Below are 21076 nucleotides of genomic sequence, written 5' to 3'. Positions count from 1 at the left end.
GTACTCCGAGTGAGCCGGTGGATAACATCAGCACGTGAGAGAACCTGAAGGCTTCACGCACCTGGCAGAGAACATATGCGTCGAGCACATAATCGACCCTGCGCTCGCGTCTCGTGTCATATCCGGAGTCGACGAACGAGAGTGCAGCTACTGCGGCCGACAGGTTGACGACGACGAGCTGCCCTTCGCGGTCTCGATGAACGTCGTCGGACAGCTCGTTTTCGATACAGCGTCGTGGCTCTTCGCCGAAGGATATGACGGCGACCCCGAGGATATGGGGGACTTCTACTTCGAGCAGCACGACACTGAACACGTCGTCGAGACCGTCCTCGACGGGGCACTTGACCCTACGGTCGCCGATGAAGTCGTGGCCCATGTCAGTGATGCCATAAGTACCCCGAAGAAATGGGCGGACTCGCAGCTCCAGGACGAGTTCCTGTTCTCCTGGGACAGCTTCGCAGACGCCGTCAAGCATCGTTCGCGGTTTGTCTACATCGGAGCCGAGGAGCGAAAAGGTCGTGAGAAGGAACCTCCAGCGAGAGTCTCTCGATTCCTCGAAGGGCTTGATGCCTACGTGCGTGATGACATGCTTACCGAGTTCAGGCCCGGAGACCTCCTCTACCGCGCCCGCATGGTCGATGACGGCTTCGCTTTCATCGACCAGGCACGACGAGATCCTGCGAGGAGCCTGGGGCCAGCACCGGCTGGCAAAGCATCTGCAGGACGGCTAAACCCCGAAGGTGTAGGACTGTTCTACAGCGCGACGACTCCGGATCTGGCCGTCAAGGAGACAGCACTGCACAGCCAGTTCGACGATGCAGTCGTTGGAGGGTTCGAAGTCAAACGCAAGCTCACCATTCTTGACTTCACTAAGCGGCCGAGCCTTCCCAGCGTGTTCGACGAGGCGCGCCGCACGGAGTACGTGTACGCGAGCTTCGCCGACGACTTCGTCGAGCGGCTTACGCGGTCTGTGCGGCTTACGGGAGAGGAGCGCGTCGAGTACGTCGTGACCCAGGTGATCTCTGAATACTTCCGTTGGGCCCCCAAGAGAAGACTCGATGGCATCGCTTGGGATAGCCATCTTCTTCGAGAGGGAGAGAGCGGAAAGAATGTCCTGGTGTGGGCGAGTGCAGACGATGTTCAGTCTGATCCGCCAGCATCAAGGGACCCGAAGACCTCAGCGCTCTGGCGGCGCTCGTTCGAAACATCCCCTGCGACGCTGACACTCGCTGGTAGGCGGATGAATGTCTACGCAGCGACGCGGTCCGTGACGGCGCACTTCGTCGGAATACCTGGTGACGATGATCCGGATCCGATGTTCATGTCGATGTAGCCGACTAGACGGCTCGACGCAGGCTCTCGTGTCACGTCGAAGGCGTCAGACGCCACCTAAGTGCCCTCTTCCCGCACTCCGATATGGTCACACCGCAATACCCCCGCGGTGTGACCAGCCGTCGCCGCTGCGAGATTAGTTGGGTCCTCGAGGCAGTTACCTCCGATTCGGCGTCGCTGCGACCCTCGGCTGGAGTCGCCGAGCGGCGCGTAGACCGTGCTAGAGCCGCATCCGCGCCACACGGATGCGCCAGCCTGCTACGACGCGTCCTCCTCCGGCGAGGGTCCTGGGTAGGCTCGATGCGTGACGGACGATGAAGCGTCGACTGCCGACGAGTTAGCGGCGAAGGAACGCGAGATCTACGAGCATCCCGGCAGCCGTGCTCACCGTCGCATCACCAATCTGGCGCGGGTGTTCGAGGTATGGCGTGACTTCACGTTCTCCCTCGACAACGTTCTCCTTCAATGCGAATCGGACGAGAACGTGATCCACGCCCTGATGAGGCAATCGGAACCGCGCGGCCGCGAGGTGGTCGAACGCGAGCTCGATAAGTCGCTGCTCGCATACGTGGCAGGGCTCGTCGCCGTCGTCGACCAGTCGCGCCCCGTCGTGAAACTCTTGACGTCCGACTTGCAGAAAGAGGCAGCTGAGCGTCTGAATACGCTGAAGCGGGCGCAGCCGGGCGCGATCTTTCTCGCGAAGCTCCGCAACTATGTCCTCCACTATCTGTCAGCCCCATGGTCGTTTCATGCGGAGCTGATCCCCGAGCCGGTGCGCGGTAGCGTCGGCGTCTCCACTGCGCAACTTCTCGAATGGCCGGACTGGCCGAGGGACGCGCAGGAGTTCCTCAGAGGTTCAGGTGACCGCCTGCTCATGCGACCGCTTGTTCGCGGGCATTACGAAGCTCAGGCGGCGTACGTCGGATGGCTGCACGATGCCGCGCATGACTCTCAAGCAACGGTCCGTGACGAAGTGAACGCCCTTATTGCGGAGCGAAACCTCATCATCACGGGCGGGGTGAGTGATGGGACCGACTGGAGCGAACGGACGGAACACCTGCAGGAGAACTTGCGCCGGCAGAGCGCCGGCGAGCGGCAGATTCCTTACGATGAATGGCGGAGGGTTAGACAGCACGGACCTAAGTAAGCCGGTGCGCCTGAAGCGAAGCGCGCCCTAGTAGGCCATTCCCCATTCAGGTTCGCGACCGTTGACCAGTCGATGCGGCAGCATCTCCAGCGTGGCTTCGTTGTACACGAGCTCGGGGGCCCAGCGACGCGACAGCCCGCCGCCCGACGCTGACACATCACTACCAAGGAGGCCGCGGTAGAACGGAGCTGCCTGTTCATCCTCTTGGGACAGGAAGCCGTAGAGCGCGCTGATGAACATAGAGAGCGGAGACCCGGACGTCTGTGACCAGTCACCGTTCGGCCCGGGGTACTTCTCCGACATCGACGTCTCTACGTCGATGAGAGTAGTGTCCACGCTGAATCCCTCCGGGACGAGGTTGCCCTTCACCCGCTCCTCTTCGTTCCAGACGGGGGAGTATGTGGACGTCATCTTCTCCCAGACGCCAAGGTCCGCGACACAGATCAGATCCAACGACTCGCGCGGGTGTGTAGAGAGTTCCAGGTCGCTTCGAAAGTAGTTGGTGGCGACATTTAGTCGAGGCTTCGTGCCGAACCTGTGCGCGTGGCCGAGCACTCCGTACCGGAACGCTGGCGTGGCCTCCTGCCGTGCGGTCCCGAGGCGCGGCGCGATGTGTCGCCGGACCAGCGCCGCCTCCTCGATGGCCTCTCTTAGGCCCGCCGGGTCCAAGGTCAGTTTCACCGAGAACGCTGCGGCGACGCCAGCCGCGAGCACCTCTTCCTGCCGCCTCAACGCTCGTGGGTAACCGGGGCGGAAGATCACGATGTCGGTCTCCCGCGGCGTGTAGTCCGCCGCGTCGACCTCTGGCAGGATGTAGCGGCGGTATGCAACCTCGTAGTGCGGAGGAAGCCACTCTTCGAGCAACTTGCCCCAGGCGTGTTCGGCGGCGTGGCCCGTCTGTTGGATTCGTTTCGAGTCGCGAGCCTTCGCGTGATTCTCCGCATAGCTGGCGCGCATCTCAGCGTCCGCCTTGTCGAACCACTCTCGGAGGCGGTTGTCCTCACTCATCGGTGCCTCCTCGCCGCCCGTCGGCTTGGAGCTCTCTGTCGAACAGTGTGAACCAACTGGTCGCGTCGCCCCAGATCGAGTCGTCATTCAGATGGGGTCGCAAGGCACGGATCCACTTCTTATTCGGATGTCCGGCTAGAGCGTCCTGAGCACACGCTCGCCCGACGCCGGCAAACAAGTCGGCGACCTGAACTCGAGGCTCGAGCTTCGAATCGACAGTGTTGATGCCGACAAGAGAGACGGGGGGAAGTCCAAGCTCGGCCGTGGCGGCCGCGCTCAACCCCAGCATCAATGCCGCCTTCAACTCGGGTGTGATGGCCGGTGCCTCGTCGTGAACGATCCGGATATCGGCGTTGGTGCGCTCATGCCACGTCCGTGCAGTCTGGCCAACGGCGGCAACGATGGGGTCTAGGTTCCGAAGTACCTCCTTGCTCGTATCGCTGGCTTCTCGCGCGAGGTCGAGCATGTGAGGCTCGCCTGCGTGCGCTATCCGCAGGATGTGCGCGACACGTCCGGTCGCTCCCGAGCGAGCATCTTCTAACGCCGCCAGGAATGTAGACGTCTCTGAGGCCTTGCTCCGTCCAGGCCGCCGCCAGGTCAGTTCGTTGAAGGCGTCTAGCAGCGCGGTCCAGGCCGGGCCGAGCTGAGCGGGAGCGTCTTGATACAGAATCCATGCCCAGGCGCGCGCGCGTCGATCTCGATAGATGTCTTCGCCTCGCTCATGCATCACTTCTTCCACGATTAGGTCGACCAACTTGCTCGCCAGGAAGAACCGCTTCTCCGTCAGATGGACGCTGACGCGACCTTGCAGGTCGGGGTTGTCGAGCAACGCCAGGAGAACGTCCTCGTTCCCCGGTGTCAGGAGAGTGCGCGACTTGATCTCGGGAGCCTGGCTGCGGGTATCGGTGCGAACCTGGTCCATGATGGCCGCCGCGGTGACCGCATCCAGATCCGTACTGGCATGTACAAAGACTGTGCTTCCGGAGGCGAACAGGTTCTCGCCTTCGTTCCCGGACTCATCGCAGGCGACTTCGACTTCGGTGGTCTTCATCTGGCGATGATCTCAGATTCAGGGCAGCGCGCACGTCGACGACGTCGTGTCGGATGCGGAGTTGGAGTGGCACTGAGGTCCGAGAGAACCGCGAGCTTCAAGGTCTCGGCGGATTCCTTCACACTGGAGCACCTTTCGTGACGCAGTGTGGTCCTCCGCGATGCCGCCGGTCTCAGTGCTCCCGTGGAGCAACTGGTCGCCAACTGGAGCGGGTTGAAAGTCACCTCATAACTGAGGGCGGCCGGCCGACGAACACTCCCTTCGAGGCGCGCCCCTGCGCCCCGGGGTGCCTCTAGCCTCGAGCTATGACGGACGCACCCTCGCTGAACGGACTCATCGACGGACACAACGACCTGCCGTGGGCGGCGCGCAACCTCGCCGCATACTCGGTGGAGGGTCTCGATGACCCGGCGGCGCCCGCGCCGTTCCAGACCGATCTGCACCGGATGCGGGAGGGCGGCGTGCTCGGGCAGTTCTGGTCGGTCTATGCCGACGACGCCCCCGACGTCGACGCGGTGCAGTACACGCTGGAGCAGATCGACTTCGTGCACCGCCTGGTGCAGCGGTACCCCGATCACCTCGAGTTCGCGCGCACGGCAGACGATGTCGTCCGGGCGGGGCACGAAGGCAGGACCGCCAGCCTGCTCGGTGCCGAGGGCGGTCACAGCATCGCCGGGTCGCTCGCGACGCTGCGGATGTTCGCGCGCCTGGGTGTGCGCTACATGACCCTCACACACAACAACAACACGCCCTGGGCCGACTCGGCCACCGATGAGCCGCAGCACGACGGGCTCAGCGAGTTCGGGGAGTCGGTGGTGCGCGAGATGAACGCGCTCGGCATGCTCGTCGACCTGTCTCACGTGTCGGAGGCGACGATGAACCACGCGCTGCGCGTCACCGACTCGCCGGTGATCTTCAGCCATTCCTCCTGCCGCGCCGTGACGGAGCATCCGCGCAATGTTCCCGACGGCGTGCTGCAACGGCTACAGGACAACGGCGGCGTGATCATGGTCTCGTTCGTCCCCGTCTTCGTCTCGCAGGACTACGCCGACTGGTGGGATGCTGGCCGTGACGGCGACGCCCCATCGGTGAGCATCGATCAGGTCGTGGCGCATCTCGATCACGCCCGTGACATCGCCGGCATCGATCACGTGGGAATCGGCAGCGACTACGACGGATTCCCCGACTTCCCCGACGGCCTCGGAGACGTCGCCGGATTCGCGCGCCTCCGCGAGGCCCTGTCGGCATCCGGGTGGTCGGATGCCGACATCGACAGGGTGTGGTCGGGCAACATCCTGCGCGTGCTCCGGGCGACGGACGAGCGGTTCATCCACCAGGCTCAGGAGTAGGCGACGTTCTTCCGCATTCGGGAGGAGATCGGCATTCGGGAGGATCAATAGCCCCCGAGTTATCCTCCGCTTCGCCGATCTCCTCCCGAACGGCGCGGTTCGCGTAGCTCGAGGATGCCGCGGCCTACGCGCGCAGGCTCAGCCGCTGCTCGGCGAGCTGGGGCACGGAAACGTCCCGGGCCGCCCGGCGTGCGGTGGCGATCGCGCCGACCGACACGACCTCGGCGCCGAGGGTCGAGGCGAGGATGAGGGGCGCCGGCAGGTGCAGCTCGGCGGGAAGCAGGCTGCGCGCCGCCGCGAGCACGGGCTCGATGCTCTCGGCCACGGCGCCGCAGACGATCACGCGCGCCGGGTCGTACATGCTGCCGAGCACGCCGACGATGCGGGCGACGACGGCCGCGACGCGGTCGGTGACCAGCCGGGCATCCGGGTCGCCGGAGGCGGCGAGCGTGAGCACGAGTCGCGGGTCGATGCGGTCCTCGGCGACGAGCTGCCCCAATGCAGAAGAGCTCGCCACGTCTCCGGCGGAGACGGCATCCCGCGCAGTATCCTGCACCGCGTAGGGCAGGCCGACGGCCGAGCCGACTCCGATGATGTGGTCGAAGACGACGCCCTCGCCGACACCGCCGTGGGCACCGTGCAGCACGTGGCCGTCGACGACCACGCCGCCGCCGTAGCGCTCGCTGGCGAGCAGGGCGACGTAGTCGCGGCATCCGATCGCCGCGCCGACCGCGCCCTCGGCGATGGCCGCGAGCTGTGCGTCGTTCTTGATCTGCACGACCGGCGCCCAGTCGCTCAGCGCTTCGGCGAGCCCGGGGTTGGTGCGCTCCCAGAAGCCGTCGGGGTGCGGGGGTGAGATGCCGTTGCGGTCGACGGGCGCGGCGACGCCCGCGCAGACGGCGAGCACGCGGTCGCGGGTGACGCCCGCCTCGTCGAGGGCGGCGCGGAGGCGCTCGATGATGAGCGCGCGGCGATCGGATGCGGGCTGTGCCTGCGACACCTCGACGCGGTGGTGCACGAGCGTCTGATCGAGAACATCGGCGACGGTGACCGAGAGGTGCGTGTCGCCGGCGTCGATGCCGACGACGACCCCGAGGTCGGGGGAGAGGGCGAAGCGTCGCGCGGGTCGACCGGAGCGGTAGTCGCCGACGGCGCGGGCGTTGGGCAGCTCGCGCAGTACGTCGGCGCCGAGCAGGGTGTCGATCGCGTCGATCGCGGTGGAGCGGGTGAGCGAGGTGCCGGCCATGACGTCGGTGGCCGTGAACTCTCCGGCCGCCCAGGCGAAGTCGAGGACCGCGCCGACGCTCGCGCGTCCGGTGCCGAGACCCGGTGAGACTTCTGACATGCCTCTTGACCTTCCTGTCGTTCCAATGAGAGAGTACCTCTCGACAGTAGATTCGCTCACTAGATTTAATCTGCGGATCTAAAGAATCGGAAGGACGACGGTGTCTGACAAACGAACACGCGTGGTGCGTATGATCGCCGGGGCCCTCGGGCTGACGCTGGTCGGGGCGGCTCTGACGAGCTGCGCGGCCGGTTCCGGAGCGGAGACGATCCGCTTCACCTTCAGCAAGCGCGAGGCGATCGAGTTCATGACCGAACTCGTCGCCGAGTACAACTCCTCGCAGGACGACGTGAAGGTCGAGATCGACACCTCGGGCGTCGACGTCGTCTCCGCCAGCTTCGTGCGCGGCAACCCGCCCGACATCATGCTCGCCAACTACAACTACGAGATCGCGCGGTTCGTGCAGCGTTGCGCACTCACCGACCTCTCGGGCACCGACGCCGCCGCGACCATCCGCGACGACCTCCAGCCGCTCATGGACCAGTACGGCTCGTGCAGCGGACGCACGAGCGCCCTGCCCTACTCGGTGATGGCAGCATCCGTCATCTACAACAAGGAGATCTTCGAGGCTCAGGGTCTCGAGATCCCGAAGACCTGGGACGAGCTGATCGCCGTGTGCGACCAGCTCAAGGCAGCCGGCATCGACCCGTTCTACGGCACGTTCAAAGACGACTGGACCGTCGGGCAGGGCTGGTACGACTACACCGCGGGCGGCTCGGTCGACGTGATCGAGTTCTTCGACGCGCTCGCCGCCGAAGGGGCCGACGTCGGCCCCGACTCCCCGGTCTCGTTCGAGAAGGACTTCTCCGAGCCCATGGATCGCATGCTGCTGCTCGCGAACGACTACACGAATGCGGATGCCGCGAGCCGAGGCTACGGCGACGGCAACCTCGCCTTCGCCAAGGGTGAGGCCGCGATGTACCTGCAGGGTCCGTGGGCCTTCAGCGAGATCGCGAAGACCGCACCCGACCTGCAGCTGGGCACCTTCCCGCTGCCGATGACCGACGACCCCGCCGATCTCGAGGTGCGCGTCAACATGGACCTCGCTGCGATGATCCCCGAGGAATCGAACCACCAGGAAGCCGCCCGCGACTTCCTCGAGTACCTCTACCTGCCCGAGAACATCGAGGAGTACAACGCCTCGCAGCTCGGATTCACCCCGACGACGGATGCTCCGGCCCCCGACGATCCGCGGATCGAGGGCATGACCGAGTACTACGCCGCCGGGAAGATCTACCAGGGGCCGTCAGTGCTCGTGCCCAAGACCCTGCCGATCTTCAACTACGCGCAGGCGATGGTCCTCGGGGCGAACACGACCTCGACCCTTCGCACGATGGACGCCGACTGGGCGCGCATCGCCTTCCGTGCTCCGATCCCGACGACGGACGACGCGGCATCCGCCGGCGAGACAGAGGAGTCCACGCCATGAGCACCACCACCAGCGCCGCCACCGGCGCCAGCACCACGGCGATCCTCACCGGTCAGGATCGCAAGATCCGGCGGCACACGCGTCGCGTCGAGCCGATCTACTACCTCTTCCTGCTGCCGACGCTCGTGCTGTTCACGCTGGCGATCACGGTGCCGGGCGTCATCGGCATCTTCTTCAGCTTCACCGACTCGATCGGCATCGGCGAGTGGAACTTCAACGGGTTCACCAACTACATCGCCCTGTTCAGCGACCCGGCGATCCTGCAGAGCTACCTGTTCACGTTCGGGTTCTCGATCGCCACGGTGATCGTGGTCAACGTGATCGCCTTCCTGCTCGCGGTGGGGCTCACCTCCCGCGTGCGGTTCAAGACGGGGCTGCGCACGATCTTCGTGATCCCGATGGTGATCTCGGGCATCATCATCGCCTACGTCTTCAACTTCCTGTTCTCGAACTCGATCCCCGCCGCGGGGGCGGCCACCGGCATCCCCTGGCTCGAGACGAGCCTGCTCGCCAACCCCGACCTCGCCTGGGTTGCGATCGTCATCGTCACCGCGTGGCAGGCCGTGCCCGGCACGCTGCTGATCTACATCGCCGGCCTGCTCTCGGTGCCCGGTGAGGTCTACGAGGCGGCGAGCATCGACGGCGCCAGCAAGACGCAGCAGCTCACACGCATCACGCTCCCGCTCGTCGCGGGCTACGTCGTGATCAACGTGATCCTCGGATTCAAGGGCTTCCTCAACGCCTACGACATCATCGTCGGCCTCACCAACGGAGGCCCCGGAACATCCACCCGAAGCGTCGCGATGACCATCATCGCGGGCTTCAACGGCGGCGACTACGCCTACCAGATGGCCAACGCGACCATCTTCTTCATCGTCGCCGTGCTCATCTCCCTCCTTCAGCTCTCGCTGACCCGCGGAAGGAACGCCCTCTGATGTCGACGCAGACACTCACCACCGTCACCCCCGGCAAGAAGAAGCCGCGCATCCGCATGGAGCGGGTGAACTGGTCGGGCACGATCATCCTGATCCTGTGCGCCGTCACCGTTCTGCTGCCCCTGTACGTCACCCTCTCGATGGCGTTCAAGACCACCGGACAGGCGGTCGACGGCAACGCCTTCTCGCTGCCGGCGCCGTTCAGCATCGACGGGTTCGTCGAGGCCTGGAACCTCACCAAGTTCCCGGTCGGGGCGGGCATCTCGCTGCTGGTGACCGCCGGCACCGTGATCGCCACGATCCTGCTCGCCGCCTTCGCCTCGTACGCGATCGTGCGCAACTGGGACCGCCGGCTGTTCCGCTACTCGTTCTTCTACCTGCTGGCCGCGATGTTCATCCCGTTCCCGGTGGTGGCGCTCCCGCAGATCCAGCTCACCGGACGCGTCGGACTCGACAACCCCTTCGGCGTGATCATCCTCGCGACGATGTTCCAGCTCAGCTTCAGCGTGCTGCTGTTCACCGCCTTCCTGCGCTCGATCCCGATCGAACTGGAGGAGAGCGCCCGCATCGACGGTGCGACGACGTGGCAGACCTTCTGGAAGCTGATCTTCCCCCTGCTCGCCCCCATGAGCGCCACGGTCGGCATCTTCGCCTTCCTCTACGCCTGGAACGACTTCATGATGCCGTCGCTGATCATCTCCGATCCGGCGATGCAGACGCTGCCCGTGCGGCAGAACCTGTTCCAGACCCAGTTCAGCAACAACTACAACGTGTCGTTCGCCTCGTACCTGATGGCGATGGCCCCGGCGATCCTGGCGTACCTGTTCACGCAGCGCTTCGTCATGGAAGGCGTCACCCAGGGCGCCGTCAAGGGTTAGCCCCTCAGATCCACCGCAAGACAAAGGAGTAACACCCCTCATGACCGATGCGCTTCTTCTCGAGACCCGCGAAGGCGACAAGACGGCAGCGTGGTGGCGTCAGGCCGCCGTCTACCAGATCTATCCCCGCAGCTTCGCCGATGCGAACGGCGACGGACTCGGTGACATCCCGGGCATCCTGTCGCGCGTCGACTACCTGGCCGACCTCGGCATCGATGCGGTCTGGCTGAGCCCCTTCTACCCGTCGGAGCTCGCCGACGGCGGTTACGACGTCGCCGACTACCGCAACGTCGACCCGCGTCTGGGCACGCTGGAAGACTTCGACGCGATGGTCGAGGCGCTGCACGCGCGCGGCATCCGCGTCGTCGTCGACATCGTCCCCAACCACACGTCCGATCAGCACGCGTGGTTCCAGGAGGCACTGGCGGCCGGCCGTGGTTCGGCGGCGCGCGAGCGGTACATCTTCCGCGAGGGCGAAGGGCCCGACGGCTCCGAGCCGCCCGCCGACTGGGTGTCGACGTTCGGCGGACCCGCCTGGCACCGCGTCGCCGACGGCCAGTGGTACTTCCACCACTTCGCCACCGAGCAGCCCGACCTCAACTGGGACAACCCCGAGGTGCGCGCGGACTTCGTGAAGACCCTGCGCTTCTGGTCGGACCGCGGCGTCGACGGCTTCCGCATCGACGTGGCGCACATGCTCACGAAGGACTTCGCCGAGAAGCTGCCGACGAGCGCCGAGCTCGACCTCATCCCCAAGGACGGCAACCACCCGCTCATCGACCGCGATGACGTGCACGAGATCTACGCCGAGTGGCGTCAGGTCTTCAATTCGTACGACCCGCCCCGCACGGCGGTCGCCGAGGCGTGGGTCGCCGCCGACCGCGTGCCCAAGTACGCGAGCCCCGAGAGTCTGGGCCAGTCGTTCAACTTCGACCTGCTCGAGGCCGACTTCGATGCCCCCGAGTTCCGCCGCATCGTGACCGAGAACCTCGCGCTCGCCGCGACGTCGGGATCGTCGAGCACGTGGGTGCTGTCGAACCACGACGTGGTGCGTCACGCCACGCGCTACGGCATCCCCGTGGCACAGGATTCGGATGCCCCGACCCGCCACGGCGGCCAGTGGCTGCTCGACGGCGGCGACGAGTCGGTGCTCGACCGTGAGAAGGGTGCGCGCCGGGCGACCGCCGCGACGCTCTTCCTGCTGGGGCTGCCCGGATCGACGTACCTGTACCAGGGCGAGGAGCTGGGCCTGCACGAGGTCGCGGCCATCCCCGCCGAAGACCGTCAGGACCCGACCTTCTTCCGCACCGGCGGCGAGGAGATCGGGCGGGACGGATGCCGCGTCCCGCTGCCGTGGTCGGCCGACGGCGACTCCTTCGGGTTCGGTTCGGCGGGCGCACACCTGCCTCAGCCGGCGTGGTTTGCCGACTATTCGGCGGATGCCGAGGCATCCGATCCGTCGTCGACCCTGTCGCTGTACCGCGAGGCGCTGCGCCTGCGGCACCCGCTGCAGACCGGTGAGACGCTCGAGTGGATCGAGACGGGCCGCGCCGATGTGCTGCGGTTCGCGCGTCCGAACGGCTGGCAGGTCGTGACGAACTTCGGCGCCGAGGCGTTCGACCTCGGAGCGGATGCTGCGGACGTGGTGCTGTCGAGCCGCGCGCTCGAGGGTTCGGCGTTGCCGGGCGAGGCCACGGCGTGGATCGCTCCGGCGGGGTTGCTCGGCTGACGGATCTCGGGGCCCTTCGTCTCGGAACTGAGCGAGACGAAGGGCCCACCCGGGTACCCAATTTGATAATGGTTCTCATTAGCGTTTAGAGTGGAGATCATGAAGAAGCCCGTCATCGCCCTCGCCCTCGCATCCGTCGCCGCCCTCGCGCTGGCCGGATGCACCGCCACCCCCGCAGCGGGAGAGGGCAGCGACGACGGCACGATCACCGTCGTCGCGAGCACCAACGTCTACGGCGACATCGCCGCGCACATCGGCGGCGACCGCATCGAAGTCGAGTCGATCATCACCTCGGCCTCGCAGGACCCGCACTCGTACGAGGCCACCGCCCGCGACCGGCTCACGGTGCAGAAGGCCGACCTCGTGATCGAGAACGGCGGCGGCTACGACGCCTTCATCGACACGCTGCTGCAGGATGCCGACGACCCCCACGTCGTCACGGCCGTCGAGTACTCGCACGACTTCCCCGGCAACGAGGGCCACGACGCCGAGTCCGAGGCCGAGCACGACCACGAGCACGCCGAGGGCGAAGAGGGCCACGAGGGTCACAACCACATCGAGGGCTTCAACGAGCATGTCTGGTTCGACCCGCACACGATGATCCACGTCGTCGAGGCGATCTCCGACGAGCTCTCCGAGCTCGACCCCGAGGGTGCCGACGAGTTCGCGGCGAACGCCGCCGAGCTCACCGCCGACCTCGAGGGTTTCGAGGCCGATCTCGCGACGATCAAGGCGGATGCTTCGGGCGTCAACGTCTTCATCACCGAGCCGCTGCCCGGCTACCTCGCCGCCGCCGCCGGATTCACCGACGTCACCCCCGAGGGCTTCGCCGAATCGGTCGAAGAGGGCACCGATGTCGCCCCCGCCGTGCTGCTCGAGTCGCTCGACGTGATCGGCAGCGGTGAGGTCACCGCGCTGCTCACCAACGCCCAGACCGGCGGAGCCGAGACCCAGCGCGTCGAACAGGCCGCGAAAGACGCCGGCATCCCCGTCGTCGCCTTCACGGAGCTGCTCGAAGAAGGATCGTCGTACTCTGAGTGGATGAGTGACGCGATCCAGAGCCTCGCCGCCGCGACCCAGTCGTGAGCCGGGCCCTTCGACAGGCTCAGGGACCCAGCGGCAGCCCCGTCCTCGAGATCGCGGATGCCGGGCTGCACCGCGGAGATCGGGAACTGTGGTCGGGCCTCGACCTGACGGTGAACCCCGGCGAGTTCATCGCCGTGCTGGGCCCGTCGGGCTCGGGCAAGACCACCCTGTTGCGGAGCATCCTGGGCCTGCAGCCGCTGTCGTCGGGAACGATCCGCGTCGCGGACGAGCCCGTGCACCGCGGCAACGCCCGCATCGGGTACATCCCGCAGCAGCGTTCGCTCGCTCCCGACACCAGCATGCGCGCCCGTGATCTGGTGGCGCTGGGTGTGCAGGGGAGTCGCTTCGGCTTCCCGATCCCGCATCGCGGCGACCGCGCCAAGGTCGATCGGCTGCTCGCATCGGTCGGCGCCTCGCACTTCGCCGAGCGACGGGTGGGGCTGCTCTCGGGCGGTGAGCAGCAGCGACTGCGGGTCGGTCAGGCGCTCGCCGACGAGCCCGCCCTTCTGCTCTGCGACGAGCCGCTGTCGAACCTCGACCTCGCGAACCAGCTCGCCGTGACCGACATCATCGACCGCCAGCGCCGTGAGCGCGAAGCGGCGGTGCTCTTCGTCACGCACGACATCAACCCGATCCTCGGCCGGGTCGACCGCATCCTCTACATCGCCGGCGGGCGGTTCCTGCTCGGAACACCCGACGAGGTGCTGCAGACCCGCGTGCTCACCGAGCTCTACGGCACCCCCGTGTTCGTGCTGCGCGCGGGCGACCGCCTGGTGGTCGTGGGGGTTCCGGATGCCGAGCCCCACCACGACCACGGTGACCACGAGCACGGCCACGCCCACGGAGGAGCCGCATGAGGCCGCTGATCGACTGGAGCGACGTCTTCTCGTTCCAGGACTACGGCGAGCTCGTCGCCCTGCTCGCGAACTCGATCATCGCGGGCGCCGTGCTGGGCATCGTCGGCGGTCTGATCGGCGTCTTCGTCATGCAGCGCGACCTCGCCTTCGCGGTGCACGGCGTGAGCGAACTCTCGTTCGCGGGAGCCGCGGCCGCCCTCCTCTTCGGTGGCAGCGTCGTCGTCGGATCCCTCGGCGGAGCCCTGGTCGCGGCGATCCTCATCGGCATCCTCGGAGCGAAAGCCCGCGACCGCAACTCGATCGTGGGCGTGCTCATGCCGTTCGGCCTCGGCCTCGGCATCCTGTTCCTGTCGCTCTACGACGGACGCAGCGCCAACCGCTTCAGCCTGCTCACCGGGCAGATCGTCTCGGTGTCGAGCCCCGACCTCGGCTGGCTGATCGGCATCAGCATGGTCGTGCTCATCGGCCTGCTGGTCATGTGGAACCCGCTGCGCTTCGACTCGCTCGACCCCGAATCGGCCGCCGCCCGCGGTGTGCCGACTCGCGCCGTGAGCCTGCTGTTCATGGTGCTGCTCGGACTCATCGTCGCCGTCAGCGTGCACATCATCGGCGCGCTGCTCGTGATGGCGCTGCTCGTCACTCCCGCAGCCGCCGCGATGCGCGTGACCGCGGGGCCGGTGGCGGTGCCGCTGCTCGCCGCCCTGTTCGGCTTCGTCTCGGCGGTGGGCGGCATCCTGCTCGCCCTCGCCGGCACCCTGCCCGTCAGCCCCTACATCACGACCCTGTCGTTCACGATCTACGTCGTGTGCTGGGTGGTGCAGAAGGCCCGGGCCCGGGTGAAGAGGGTTCCGGTCTGAGCCGGGAGAGGCTCGGCTCGGCTCGGTGCTGTCCCTCACTCAGGACAATCGGGCGGTCGCGGCCGGTTCCGACGTGTTTCGGGCCGCGCGGGGCCGGTCTGTCCTGAGTTGTGGCCGCCGGTCCGAGCGCCCGCCCGTGCATAATTCCTCAAGAACCCCGCCGCGGGGTCGCCTCCCGGCCCTTTTTGCGAGGATCTCACCGGTTTCTGAGGAGTTATGAACGCCGACCGCCCGGCGCCCCACGACTCCCAGCCCTCCACAATCCCCGACACCTAGAATCGACGGTATGGCTCAGCGGAACACCTGGCAGCGCGAACGCGTGCGCGAAGCACTCGCCGACGCGCGCGGTTTCGTGAGCGCGCAGAATCTGCACGCCTCGCTGCGCGACGAGAACACGGGCATCGGCCTGGCCACCGTGTACCGGGCACTCGCCGGACTCGCCGCCTCGGGCGACGCCGACTCGCTGCAGAGCCCCGAGGGTGAGGCGCTCTACCGCGCCTGCACCACGCAGGGCCACCACCATCACCTGATCTGCCGCAACTGCGGGCTCACGGTCGAGATCGAGGCCAAAGACGTCGAGCAGTGGGCGCATCGCACGGCTGCCCTGCACGGATTCACGGATGCTGCGCACGTGGTCGACATCTTCGGACTGTGCGCCCCCTGCACTAACAAGCGCGACGCCGAACGGGCTGCGACGGCGTGACTCTGCTCACCCCTCAGCGGCACGCGCACGCGCACGGCCCGACGCGCTCGCCGCGGTCGGCGTGGATCGGCCTCGGGTTGGGTGCCGTCATCATCGCGGCACTGTTCCTGGTCGACGCGTTCCTGCCCTCGCTCTTCCCCGCCTCGCTGCCGACCCGTGCGCAAGACGGTCTGACCCTCGCCCTCAGCGTGCTGATCGAGGCGCTGCCGTTCGTGATCCTCGGCGTGCTGCTCTCGATCGTCGTGCAGGTGTGGCTGCCGCCCGATGTCATCCACCGCTGGCTGCCGAAGCGCGCCTGGGCCCGCCGTGCGGTGCTGTCGCTGCTGGGCATGCTGATCCCGGTGTGCGAGTGCGGCAACGTGCCGTTCGCCCGCGGCCTCATGATGCGCGGCCTCGCTCCGGCCGAAGCGATGACGTTCCTGATCGCGGCGCCGATCGTGAACCCGATCGTGATCCTCACCACCCATGCCGCATTCGGGTGGGACGGCGGCATCCTGGTCGCCCGTCTCGTCGGCGGCTACCTGATCGCGAACCTCATCGGCTGGATCTACAGCCGCCACCCCTCGCCCGACGCCATGCTGACGCAGCGCTTCATCGACACGTGTGACCGCGTCACCCACGAGCACGGCACGCCGATCAAGCGCAGCCTCACGCAGTTCCTCGTCGAGCTGCGCGCGGTCATGCCCGCCCTCGTGATCGGTTCGGCGCTCGCCGGAGCCGTGCAGGTGCTGATCCCGCGCGACATGCTGCTCGCGATCGGCTCGAACCCGGTGCTCTCGATCGTCGCGATGATGGTGCTGGCGATGACCGTGGCGATCTGCTCGAACGTCGACGCCTTCTTCGCCCTGTCGTTCGCGTCGACGTTCTCGTCGGGCGCGCTGGTCGCCTTCCTGCTGGTGGGCCCCCTCGTCGACGTCAAGATGCTCGCGCTCATGCGCACCACCTTCACCGCCCGCACGCTCGTCGGTATCGTCGGGATCGTGCTCGCGGCGGCCTTCGCGATCGGAATCGGGGTGAACGTCCTTGTCTGAGCAGTCCACCGCTTCGCGCTTCCGCCTGCGCGCGCTCGGAGCGCGCTGGTTGGGCATCGGCCTGGCGACCTTCATCTCGATCGTCACGCTCGGGCTCGGCGTCACCGGTCGCCTCACGCTCTACATCAGCCCCGAGTCGATCTGGTTCGCCTGCGCGGCGGCCGTCGTGACCCTCGCGGGTGCGATCTGGTCGTGCACGCTCCCGCTCGGCGAAGAGGGCGACCACGGCCACGATCACGGAACGGCAGATGACGAGGCGGATGCTCCGGCCTCCCCGCGCCGCGCCCTCGCCGCCGCCGGCGCCGTGACCGGCGGCATCCTGGCGACCGGTGTGGTCGCCGCGGCACTCGTGCTGCCGCCCGCGTCGCTGTCAGTCGAGCTCGCGATGTCGCGCGTCGGAGAGCAGACCGCACTCTTCGCCGGATCCGACAAGGTCACCCTCGGCGTCGCCGACACCTCGACGTTCGGCGTCGGCGACTGGGCGAGCGTCTTCGCCACCGCCACCAACACGGCGGCGTACGACGGAGCATCCGTCACCCTGACCGGATTCGTCACCCCGGATGCCGTCAAAGACGGCGAGGTCAACCTCACCCGCATGGTCATCACGCACTGCGTGATCGATGCGCAGCCGGCGACCCTGCCCGTGAGCGTCGATGCGGGCGAGTACAAGACCGGCCAGTGGGTCGAGGTCACCGGAACCGTGCGGGCGGATGCCGACGGCACGCTGCGCATCGAACCGACCGAGGTCGTCGCGATCGACGAGCCGGGAGACCCCTATGAGTACTGACGACGAGCGCCCCGAGGCGTCCGGCGTCGCGCCCGTTCCGCAGACGCGCGCGGAGATGCGTGCCGCCCGCGAGGCGGCCGAGGCCGCAGCGGCAGCGCTCCCGGTTCCTGAGCGAGCGCAGCGAGACGAAGGGCCCGCCCCAACGGTCGACACGTCCGCGGACGATCCTCGGGCCCTTCGACAAGCTCAGGGGCCCAGGGGCGAGGAGTCGGTCGAGCTCCCGGTTCCTGAGCGAGCGCAGCGAGACGAAGGGCCCGCCCGCCGTTCGTCGTACGAAGCGCCCGCCTCGGACGAGGCGGACGCCCCTTCGTCTCCTCGCTTCGCTCGTCGCTCAGGGAGCGCGGAGCCGAAGGAACCGAAACCGGCGAAGGAACCCAAGCCGGCGAAGGAGCCGAAGGAGCCCAAGCCCGCCAAGGCGCCCAAGCCCGCGAAGCCGGCGAAGGAACCGAAGCCGGCCAAGCCCGCCCGCGCCCCGCGCGCGACCGACTCCGACGCCGCGAAGCCCTCGCGACGGTTCGGACTCGCGCTCGCTGCGGTGCTCGGCATCCTCGTGCTCGTCGGTGCCGCATTCGGCGTCGTGAGCCTCACGCAGGGGCCGCGCATCTCCGAAGTGCAGGTCGATCCCGAGCAGGCCATCAACTCGTCGGGGAGCCGCGTGATCCTCACGGCGAACCAGTCGCTCGCCGCCATCGATCCCGCACAGGTGACGGTCGAGCCGTCGGTGCCGTTCACGGTGGATGCCGCGGGCCGGGGCATCGGCATCCGCTTCACCGTCCCGCTCGACGACGACACGAAGTACACCGTGACCGTCGCCGATGCCGTCGGTGCCGGAGGCGGTCCGAAGAGCGACCTGACGACGAGCTTTACGACGCCCGGCTCGAGCATCTTCCTGCTGAACCGCGACCCCAAGAAGGACGACAAGATCTTCGACACCGTCGACCTCACGGGCGAGCAGGCGGTGCCGGTCTTCGCGGCCGACAAGATCAACGACTTCCGCGCCACGTCGACGCAGCTCGTGGTCACGGTCGAAGAAGACGACGGCTCGCACATCTACGTGATGGACCGCGACGGCAAGAACCAGCATGAACTCCCGCTGCCCGGCGAGGGCTACGTCGGCGCGATCCAGGTCTCGGAGCGCGGCGGACTCGTCGGCTACAGCTACTCCGACCGCGAGCTCAGCGACACCGAGGGGCGGGCGAGCGTGCTCGTGACCCAGTCGCTGAACGACTCGAACGACGAACCGCAGATCATCGAGGTCGGCGACACCGAGGCCAGCATCTTCGCCTGGCAGTTCGTGCCCGACAGCGCCGCGGTGCTCTTCATCGACTTCGACGGCGCCCTCTCGCTCGTCGACCGGTCCAGCGACGCCGGGGTGCAGTCCCTCGGGTTGGCGGCGAACATCCAGGGCATCAGCCGCGGCACGTACACCGCGATCGTCGAGCGCCTCGACGGCACGGTCGTCGAGCTCAACCTCGCCGACGGTTCGGAGCAGCCGCTCGCGGCATCCGACCCCGACTACGGCATCGCGTCGACGATCACGCCGTTCCCTGGAGGGACGCTGCGCCACATCGTGGCGCGCGACGAGAACGGCATCCCGACCGGTCAGGCGATCATCCGCGTCGCCGACGACGGCACCGCCACCACGCTCGTCGAGGTCGCCTCGACCGAGTCGATCCTGCAGGCTTGCGCGTCGCCGAGCGGGCAGTACGCCGCGGTCGTGATCGCTCCCGACATGACCAAGAACCCGTACGACGAGATGCTCCTCCCGCTGCCGCAGAACATGGAGACGCACCTGCTCGACCTGCGCACGGGCGAAGAGCTCGTCGCGTTGACCGGCTTCGACGCCTCGTGGTGTCAGACGGCCCCGCGCTTCTGACATGAGCACCACCCCGCACCTGCACCGTGCGACCCGCGACGAGCTGAGCGGGCTGGCCGTCGAGGTCGCGCCGCGTCTGCTGGGCGCCGAGCTGCGCACGATCGTCGCGCTGCCGGGTGAGCCAGAGGTCGAGGTGCACATGCGCCTCACCGAGGTCGAGGCCTATCACGGGCAGGGCACCGGCGACATGGCCGACCCGGGGTCGCACGCGCGCATGGGGCGCACCGCGCGCAACGCCACGATGTGGGGCGAACCGGGGCATCTGTACGTGTACCTGAGTCACGGCATCCATTCGTGCGTCAACGTCGTCTGCGGCCCCGAGGGCGTCGCCGGCGGTGTGCTGCTGCGCGCGGGCGAGGTCGTGTCCGGAGCGGATGCCGTCGCCCACCGCCGCGGCGTCACGACGCCGGTCACGCCCCGGGTGCTGCGCGACCTCGCCCGCGGGCCGGGGAGGTTCGGGCAGGCGGTGGGGCTGAAGCATCCGCTCCACGACGGCATCGACGCGGTCACGGGCGAGCAGTGGCACGGTGCGCGCGCGGAACTCTGGCTGAGCGACCCCGTGGTCGACATCGCGACCGGCCCGCGGGTGGGCGTCGCGGGCATCGCCGGAACGGATGCATTCCCCTGGCGCTTCTGGATCGCCGGCGACCCGACGGTCTCACCATTCCGCTGGGGCCGCGGGGCCGAGGATGCGTCGCTCGGCAGCAGTTAGGGCGGGCCTTCGCTGTTCTCGGCATCCGCCCTCGCCGTGATAGCATTGGCGATTGTCTGTGCACATTCCTGTGCGCAGTTCGCGTGCTGTTCGGTCCTGCGGGGTCGAGCGGCGTGCAGACAAGGGATCTTGGGTGGGGCCGTCCGGCCTCACGGTATAGAAGGAGTCACCATCATGGCAGCAGTGTGCCAGGTGACCGGAGCTGTTCCCGGTTTCGGTCACAACGTCTCGCACTCGCACCGCCGGACGAAGCGTCGCTTCGACCCGAACGTGCAGAAGAAGACCTATTTCGTTCCGTCGCTCGGTCGTAAGATCACGATCAACGTGTCCGCCAAGGGCATCAAGCTGATCGACGTGCGCGGCATCGAGAACGTCGTCAAGGACCTCAAGGCGAAGGGTGTGAAGCTCTAATGGCCAAGAAGGCTCAGGACGTACGTCCGATCATCAAGCTGCGTTCCACGGCAGGTACGGGATACACGTACGTGACCAAGAAGAACCGCCGCAACACCCCCGACCGTCTCGTGCTCAAGAAGTACGACCCGGTCGTCCGCAAGCACGTCGAATTCCGAGAGGAGCGTTGATCAATGGCTAAGAAGAGCAAGATCGCTCGCAACGAGCAGCGCAAGGTCATCGTCGAGCGGTACGCCGAGCGTCGCGCCGAGCTGAAGAAGACCCTGGTCGACCCGAACGCGACCGACGAGGCCCGCGAGGCCGCACGTCTCGGTCTGCAGAAGCTGCCGCGCAACGCGTCGCCGGCTCGCGTGCGTTCGCGCGACGTCATCGACGGCCGCCCCCGCGGTGTCCTCACGAAGTTCGGCATCTCGCGTGTCCGCTTCCGTGACATGGCACACCGTGGCGAGCTGCCCGGCGTGACCAAGTCCAGCTGGTAAGCATCAGCTAGTCGTTCGAAAGGGGCGAGGATCTTCGGATCCTCGCCCCTTTTGCGTGCCCGGGGGGTCGGTGT

The 21076-nt window shown here is 67.2% G+C and carries 21 protein-coding genes; 18 read left to right on the top strand and 3 right to left on the bottom strand.

What is annotated here, in order from left to right:
• Positions 1-34 precede the first annotated feature (34 nt).
• Together ACIOSY_RS00940 and ACIOSY_RS00935 are read left to right on the top strand one after the other, a co-directional pair.
• Positions 35-1333: an RES domain-containing protein gene (locus tag ACIOSY_RS00940; RefSeq protein ID WP_400847574.1), complete on the top strand. Its 1299-nt coding sequence runs from the start codon at positions 35-37 to the stop codon at positions 1331-1333.
• Positions 1334-1636: 303 nt separating this feature from the next.
• Positions 1637-2479, top strand: a complete 843-nt coding sequence (locus ACIOSY_RS00935; RefSeq protein ID WP_400847571.1) for a hypothetical protein — start codon at positions 1637-1639, stop codon at positions 2477-2479.
• 27 nt (positions 2480-2506) lie between these two features.
• Here the strand turns inward: ACIOSY_RS00935 and ACIOSY_RS00930 are convergent, their stop codons facing one another.
• Together ACIOSY_RS00930 and ACIOSY_RS00925 are read right to left on the bottom strand one after the other, a co-directional pair.
• On the bottom strand, positions 2507-3487 hold the full coding sequence (locus ACIOSY_RS00930; protein ID WP_400847568.1) for a DUF6602 domain-containing protein: 981 nt from the start codon (positions 3485-3487) through the stop codon (positions 2507-2509).
• Positions 3480-4538 carry a hypothetical protein gene (locus tag ACIOSY_RS00925; RefSeq protein WP_400847565.1) on the bottom strand — a complete coding sequence of 353 codons (1059 nt, stop codon included), beginning with the start codon at positions 4536-4538 and terminating at the stop codon, positions 3480-3482. Before ACIOSY_RS00925 ends, ACIOSY_RS00930 begins: the two co-directional genes overlap by 8 nt.
• 305 nt (positions 4539-4843) lie before the next feature.
• Between ACIOSY_RS00925 and ACIOSY_RS00920 the strand changes: the two genes are divergently transcribed.
• Positions 4844-5887, top strand: a complete 1044-nt coding sequence (locus ACIOSY_RS00920; RefSeq protein ID WP_400847562.1) for a dipeptidase — start codon at positions 4844-4846, stop codon at positions 5885-5887.
• A gap of 124 nt (positions 5888-6011) precedes the next feature.
• On the opposite strand, the gene ACIOSY_RS00915 is transcribed toward ACIOSY_RS00920, so the two are convergent.
• Positions 6012-7232, bottom strand: a complete 1221-nt coding sequence (locus ACIOSY_RS00915; protein WP_400847559.1) for an ROK family protein — start codon at positions 7230-7232, stop codon at positions 6012-6014.
• A gap of 130 nt (positions 7233-7362) precedes the next feature.
• Here ACIOSY_RS00915 and ACIOSY_RS00910 point away from each other — a divergent pair, with 130 nt between their 5' ends.
• The 15 genes from ACIOSY_RS00910 (at position 7363) to rpsN (ending at position 21002) form a co-directional block, all read left to right on the top strand.
• Entirely contained in the window at positions 7363-8661 is a 1299-nt protein-coding gene (locus ACIOSY_RS00910; RefSeq protein WP_400849059.1) for an ABC transporter substrate-binding protein, read from the top strand.
• Positions 8658-9596 (top strand): carbohydrate ABC transporter permease, encoded by a 939-nt coding sequence (locus ACIOSY_RS00905; protein WP_400847556.1) that lies wholly within the window; start codon positions 8658-8660, stop codon positions 9594-9596. Before ACIOSY_RS00910 ends, ACIOSY_RS00905 begins: the two co-directional genes overlap by 4 nt.
• Positions 9596-10474: a carbohydrate ABC transporter permease gene (locus ACIOSY_RS00900; protein ID WP_400847553.1), complete on the top strand. Its 879-nt coding sequence runs from the start codon at positions 9596-9598 to the stop codon at positions 10472-10474. The genes ACIOSY_RS00905 and ACIOSY_RS00900 overlap by 1 nt, the downstream gene beginning before the upstream one ends.
• Positions 10475-10514: 40 nt before the next feature.
• Complete coding sequence (locus tag ACIOSY_RS00895) at positions 10515-12203, top strand: glycoside hydrolase family 13 protein (protein ID WP_400847550.1); 1689 nt, start codon at positions 10515-10517, stop codon at positions 12201-12203.
• Between the two features lie 99 nt (positions 12204-12302).
• Complete coding sequence (locus ACIOSY_RS00890; protein ID WP_400847547.1) at positions 12303-13289, top strand: metal ABC transporter solute-binding protein, Zn/Mn family; 987 nt, start codon at positions 12303-12305, stop codon at positions 13287-13289.
• Positions 13286-14146 (top strand): metal ABC transporter ATP-binding protein, encoded by an 861-nt coding sequence (locus ACIOSY_RS00885; protein ID WP_400847544.1) that lies wholly within the window; start codon positions 13286-13288, stop codon positions 14144-14146. Before ACIOSY_RS00890 ends, ACIOSY_RS00885 begins: the two co-directional genes overlap by 4 nt.
• Complete coding sequence (locus tag ACIOSY_RS00880; protein WP_400847541.1) at positions 14143-15003, top strand: metal ABC transporter permease; 861 nt, start codon at positions 14143-14145, stop codon at positions 15001-15003. Before ACIOSY_RS00885 ends, ACIOSY_RS00880 begins: the two co-directional genes overlap by 4 nt.
• 286 nt (positions 15004-15289) lie before the next feature.
• Positions 15290-15706 (top strand): Fur family transcriptional regulator, encoded by a 417-nt coding sequence (locus ACIOSY_RS00875; protein WP_400847538.1) that lies wholly within the window; start codon positions 15290-15292, stop codon positions 15704-15706.
• The gene (locus ACIOSY_RS00870; RefSeq protein WP_400847535.1) at positions 15703-16737 is read left to right on the top strand and encodes a permease; all 1035 of its coding nucleotides are present in this window, start codon (positions 15703-15705) and stop codon (positions 16735-16737) included. Before ACIOSY_RS00875 ends, ACIOSY_RS00870 begins: the two co-directional genes overlap by 4 nt.
• Positions 16730-17524 carry a TIGR03943 family putative permease subunit gene (locus ACIOSY_RS00865; protein ID WP_400847532.1) on the top strand — a complete coding sequence of 265 codons (795 nt, stop codon included), beginning with the start codon at positions 16730-16732 and terminating at the stop codon, positions 17522-17524. The genes ACIOSY_RS00870 and ACIOSY_RS00865 overlap by 8 nt, the downstream gene beginning before the upstream one ends.
• Positions 17514-19400, top strand: a complete 1887-nt coding sequence (locus ACIOSY_RS00860; RefSeq protein ID WP_400847529.1) for an Ig-like domain-containing protein — start codon at positions 17514-17516, stop codon at positions 19398-19400. The genes ACIOSY_RS00865 and ACIOSY_RS00860 overlap by 11 nt, the downstream gene beginning before the upstream one ends.
• Before the next feature lies 1 nt (position 19401).
• A complete protein-coding gene (locus ACIOSY_RS00855; RefSeq protein ID WP_400847526.1) occupies positions 19402-20112 on the top strand; it encodes a DNA-3-methyladenine glycosylase in 711 nt (236 codons plus the stop codon).
• Between the two features lie 174 nt (positions 20113-20286).
• Positions 20287-20523, top strand: coding sequence for a 50S ribosomal protein L28 (gene rpmB, locus ACIOSY_RS00850; protein ID WP_400847523.1), 237 nt, complete (start codon positions 20287-20289; stop codon positions 20521-20523).
• Positions 20523-20693 (top strand): 50S ribosomal protein L33, encoded by a 171-nt coding sequence (rpmG, locus tag ACIOSY_RS00845; protein WP_046014935.1) that lies wholly within the window; start codon positions 20523-20525, stop codon positions 20691-20693. Before rpmB ends, rpmG begins: the two co-directional genes overlap by 1 nt.
• Before the next feature lie 3 nt (positions 20694-20696).
• Complete coding sequence (rpsN, locus tag ACIOSY_RS00840; protein ID WP_046014936.1) at positions 20697-21002, top strand: 30S ribosomal protein S14; 306 nt, start codon at positions 20697-20699, stop codon at positions 21000-21002.
• Positions 21003-21076: the final 74 nt, after the last annotated feature.

Source organism: Microbacterium sp. NPDC087665 (genome assembly GCF_044743285.1).
Classification (GTDB): domain Bacteria; phylum Actinomycetota; class Actinomycetes; order Actinomycetales; family Microbacteriaceae; genus Microbacterium.
The sequence above is the reverse complement of the archived record's forward strand: the minus strand, read 5'-3'. Positions and strand labels throughout refer to the sequence as shown.

Excerpts from the sequence above, each read along its gene's own strand:
- ACIOSY_RS00905 (WP_400847556.1), top strand. The coding sequence starts at position 8,658 with ATGAGCACCACCACCAGCGCCGCCACCGGCGCCAGCACCACGGCGATC.
- ACIOSY_RS00895 (WP_400847550.1), top strand. The coding sequence starts at position 10,515 with ATGACCGATGCGCTTCTTCTCGAGACCCGCGAAGGCGACAAGACGGCA.
- ACIOSY_RS00915 (WP_400847559.1), bottom strand. The coding sequence starts at position 7,232 with ATGTCAGAAGTCTCACCGGGTCTCGGCACCGGACGCGCGAGCGTCGGC.
- ACIOSY_RS00920 (WP_400847562.1), top strand. The coding sequence starts at position 4,844 with ATGACGGACGCACCCTCGCTGAACGGACTCATCGACGGACACAACGAC.
- ACIOSY_RS00925 (WP_400847565.1), bottom strand. The coding sequence starts at position 4,538 with ATGAAGACCACCGAAGTCGAAGTCGCCTGCGATGAGTCCGGGAACGAA.
- ACIOSY_RS00900 (WP_400847553.1), top strand. The coding sequence starts at position 9,596 with ATGTCGACGCAGACACTCACCACCGTCACCCCCGGCAAGAAGAAGCCG.
- ACIOSY_RS00890 (WP_400847547.1), top strand. The coding sequence starts at position 12,303 with ATGAAGAAGCCCGTCATCGCCCTCGCCCTCGCATCCGTCGCCGCCCTC.
- ACIOSY_RS00875 (WP_400847538.1), top strand. The coding sequence starts at position 15,290 with ATGGCTCAGCGGAACACCTGGCAGCGCGAACGCGTGCGCGAAGCACTC.
- ACIOSY_RS00910 (WP_400849059.1), top strand. The coding sequence starts at position 7,363 with ATGATCGCCGGGGCCCTCGGGCTGACGCTGGTCGGGGCGGCTCTGACG.
- rpmB (WP_400847523.1), top strand. The coding sequence starts at position 20,287 with ATGGCAGCAGTGTGCCAGGTGACCGGAGCTGTTCCCGGTTTCGGTCAC.
- ACIOSY_RS00855 (WP_400847526.1), top strand. The coding sequence starts at position 19,402 with ATGAGCACCACCCCGCACCTGCACCGTGCGACCCGCGACGAGCTGAGC.
- rpsN (WP_046014936.1), top strand. The coding sequence starts at position 20,697 with ATGGCTAAGAAGAGCAAGATCGCTCGCAACGAGCAGCGCAAGGTCATC.
- ACIOSY_RS00860 (WP_400847529.1), top strand. The coding sequence starts at position 17,514 with ATGAGTACTGACGACGAGCGCCCCGAGGCGTCCGGCGTCGCGCCCGTT.
- ACIOSY_RS00880 (WP_400847541.1), top strand. The coding sequence starts at position 14,143 with ATGAGGCCGCTGATCGACTGGAGCGACGTCTTCTCGTTCCAGGACTAC.
- rpmG (WP_046014935.1), top strand. The coding sequence starts at position 20,523 with ATGGCCAAGAAGGCTCAGGACGTACGTCCGATCATCAAGCTGCGTTCC.
- ACIOSY_RS00930 (WP_400847568.1), bottom strand. The coding sequence starts at position 3,487 with ATGAGTGAGGACAACCGCCTCCGAGAGTGGTTCGACAAGGCGGACGCT.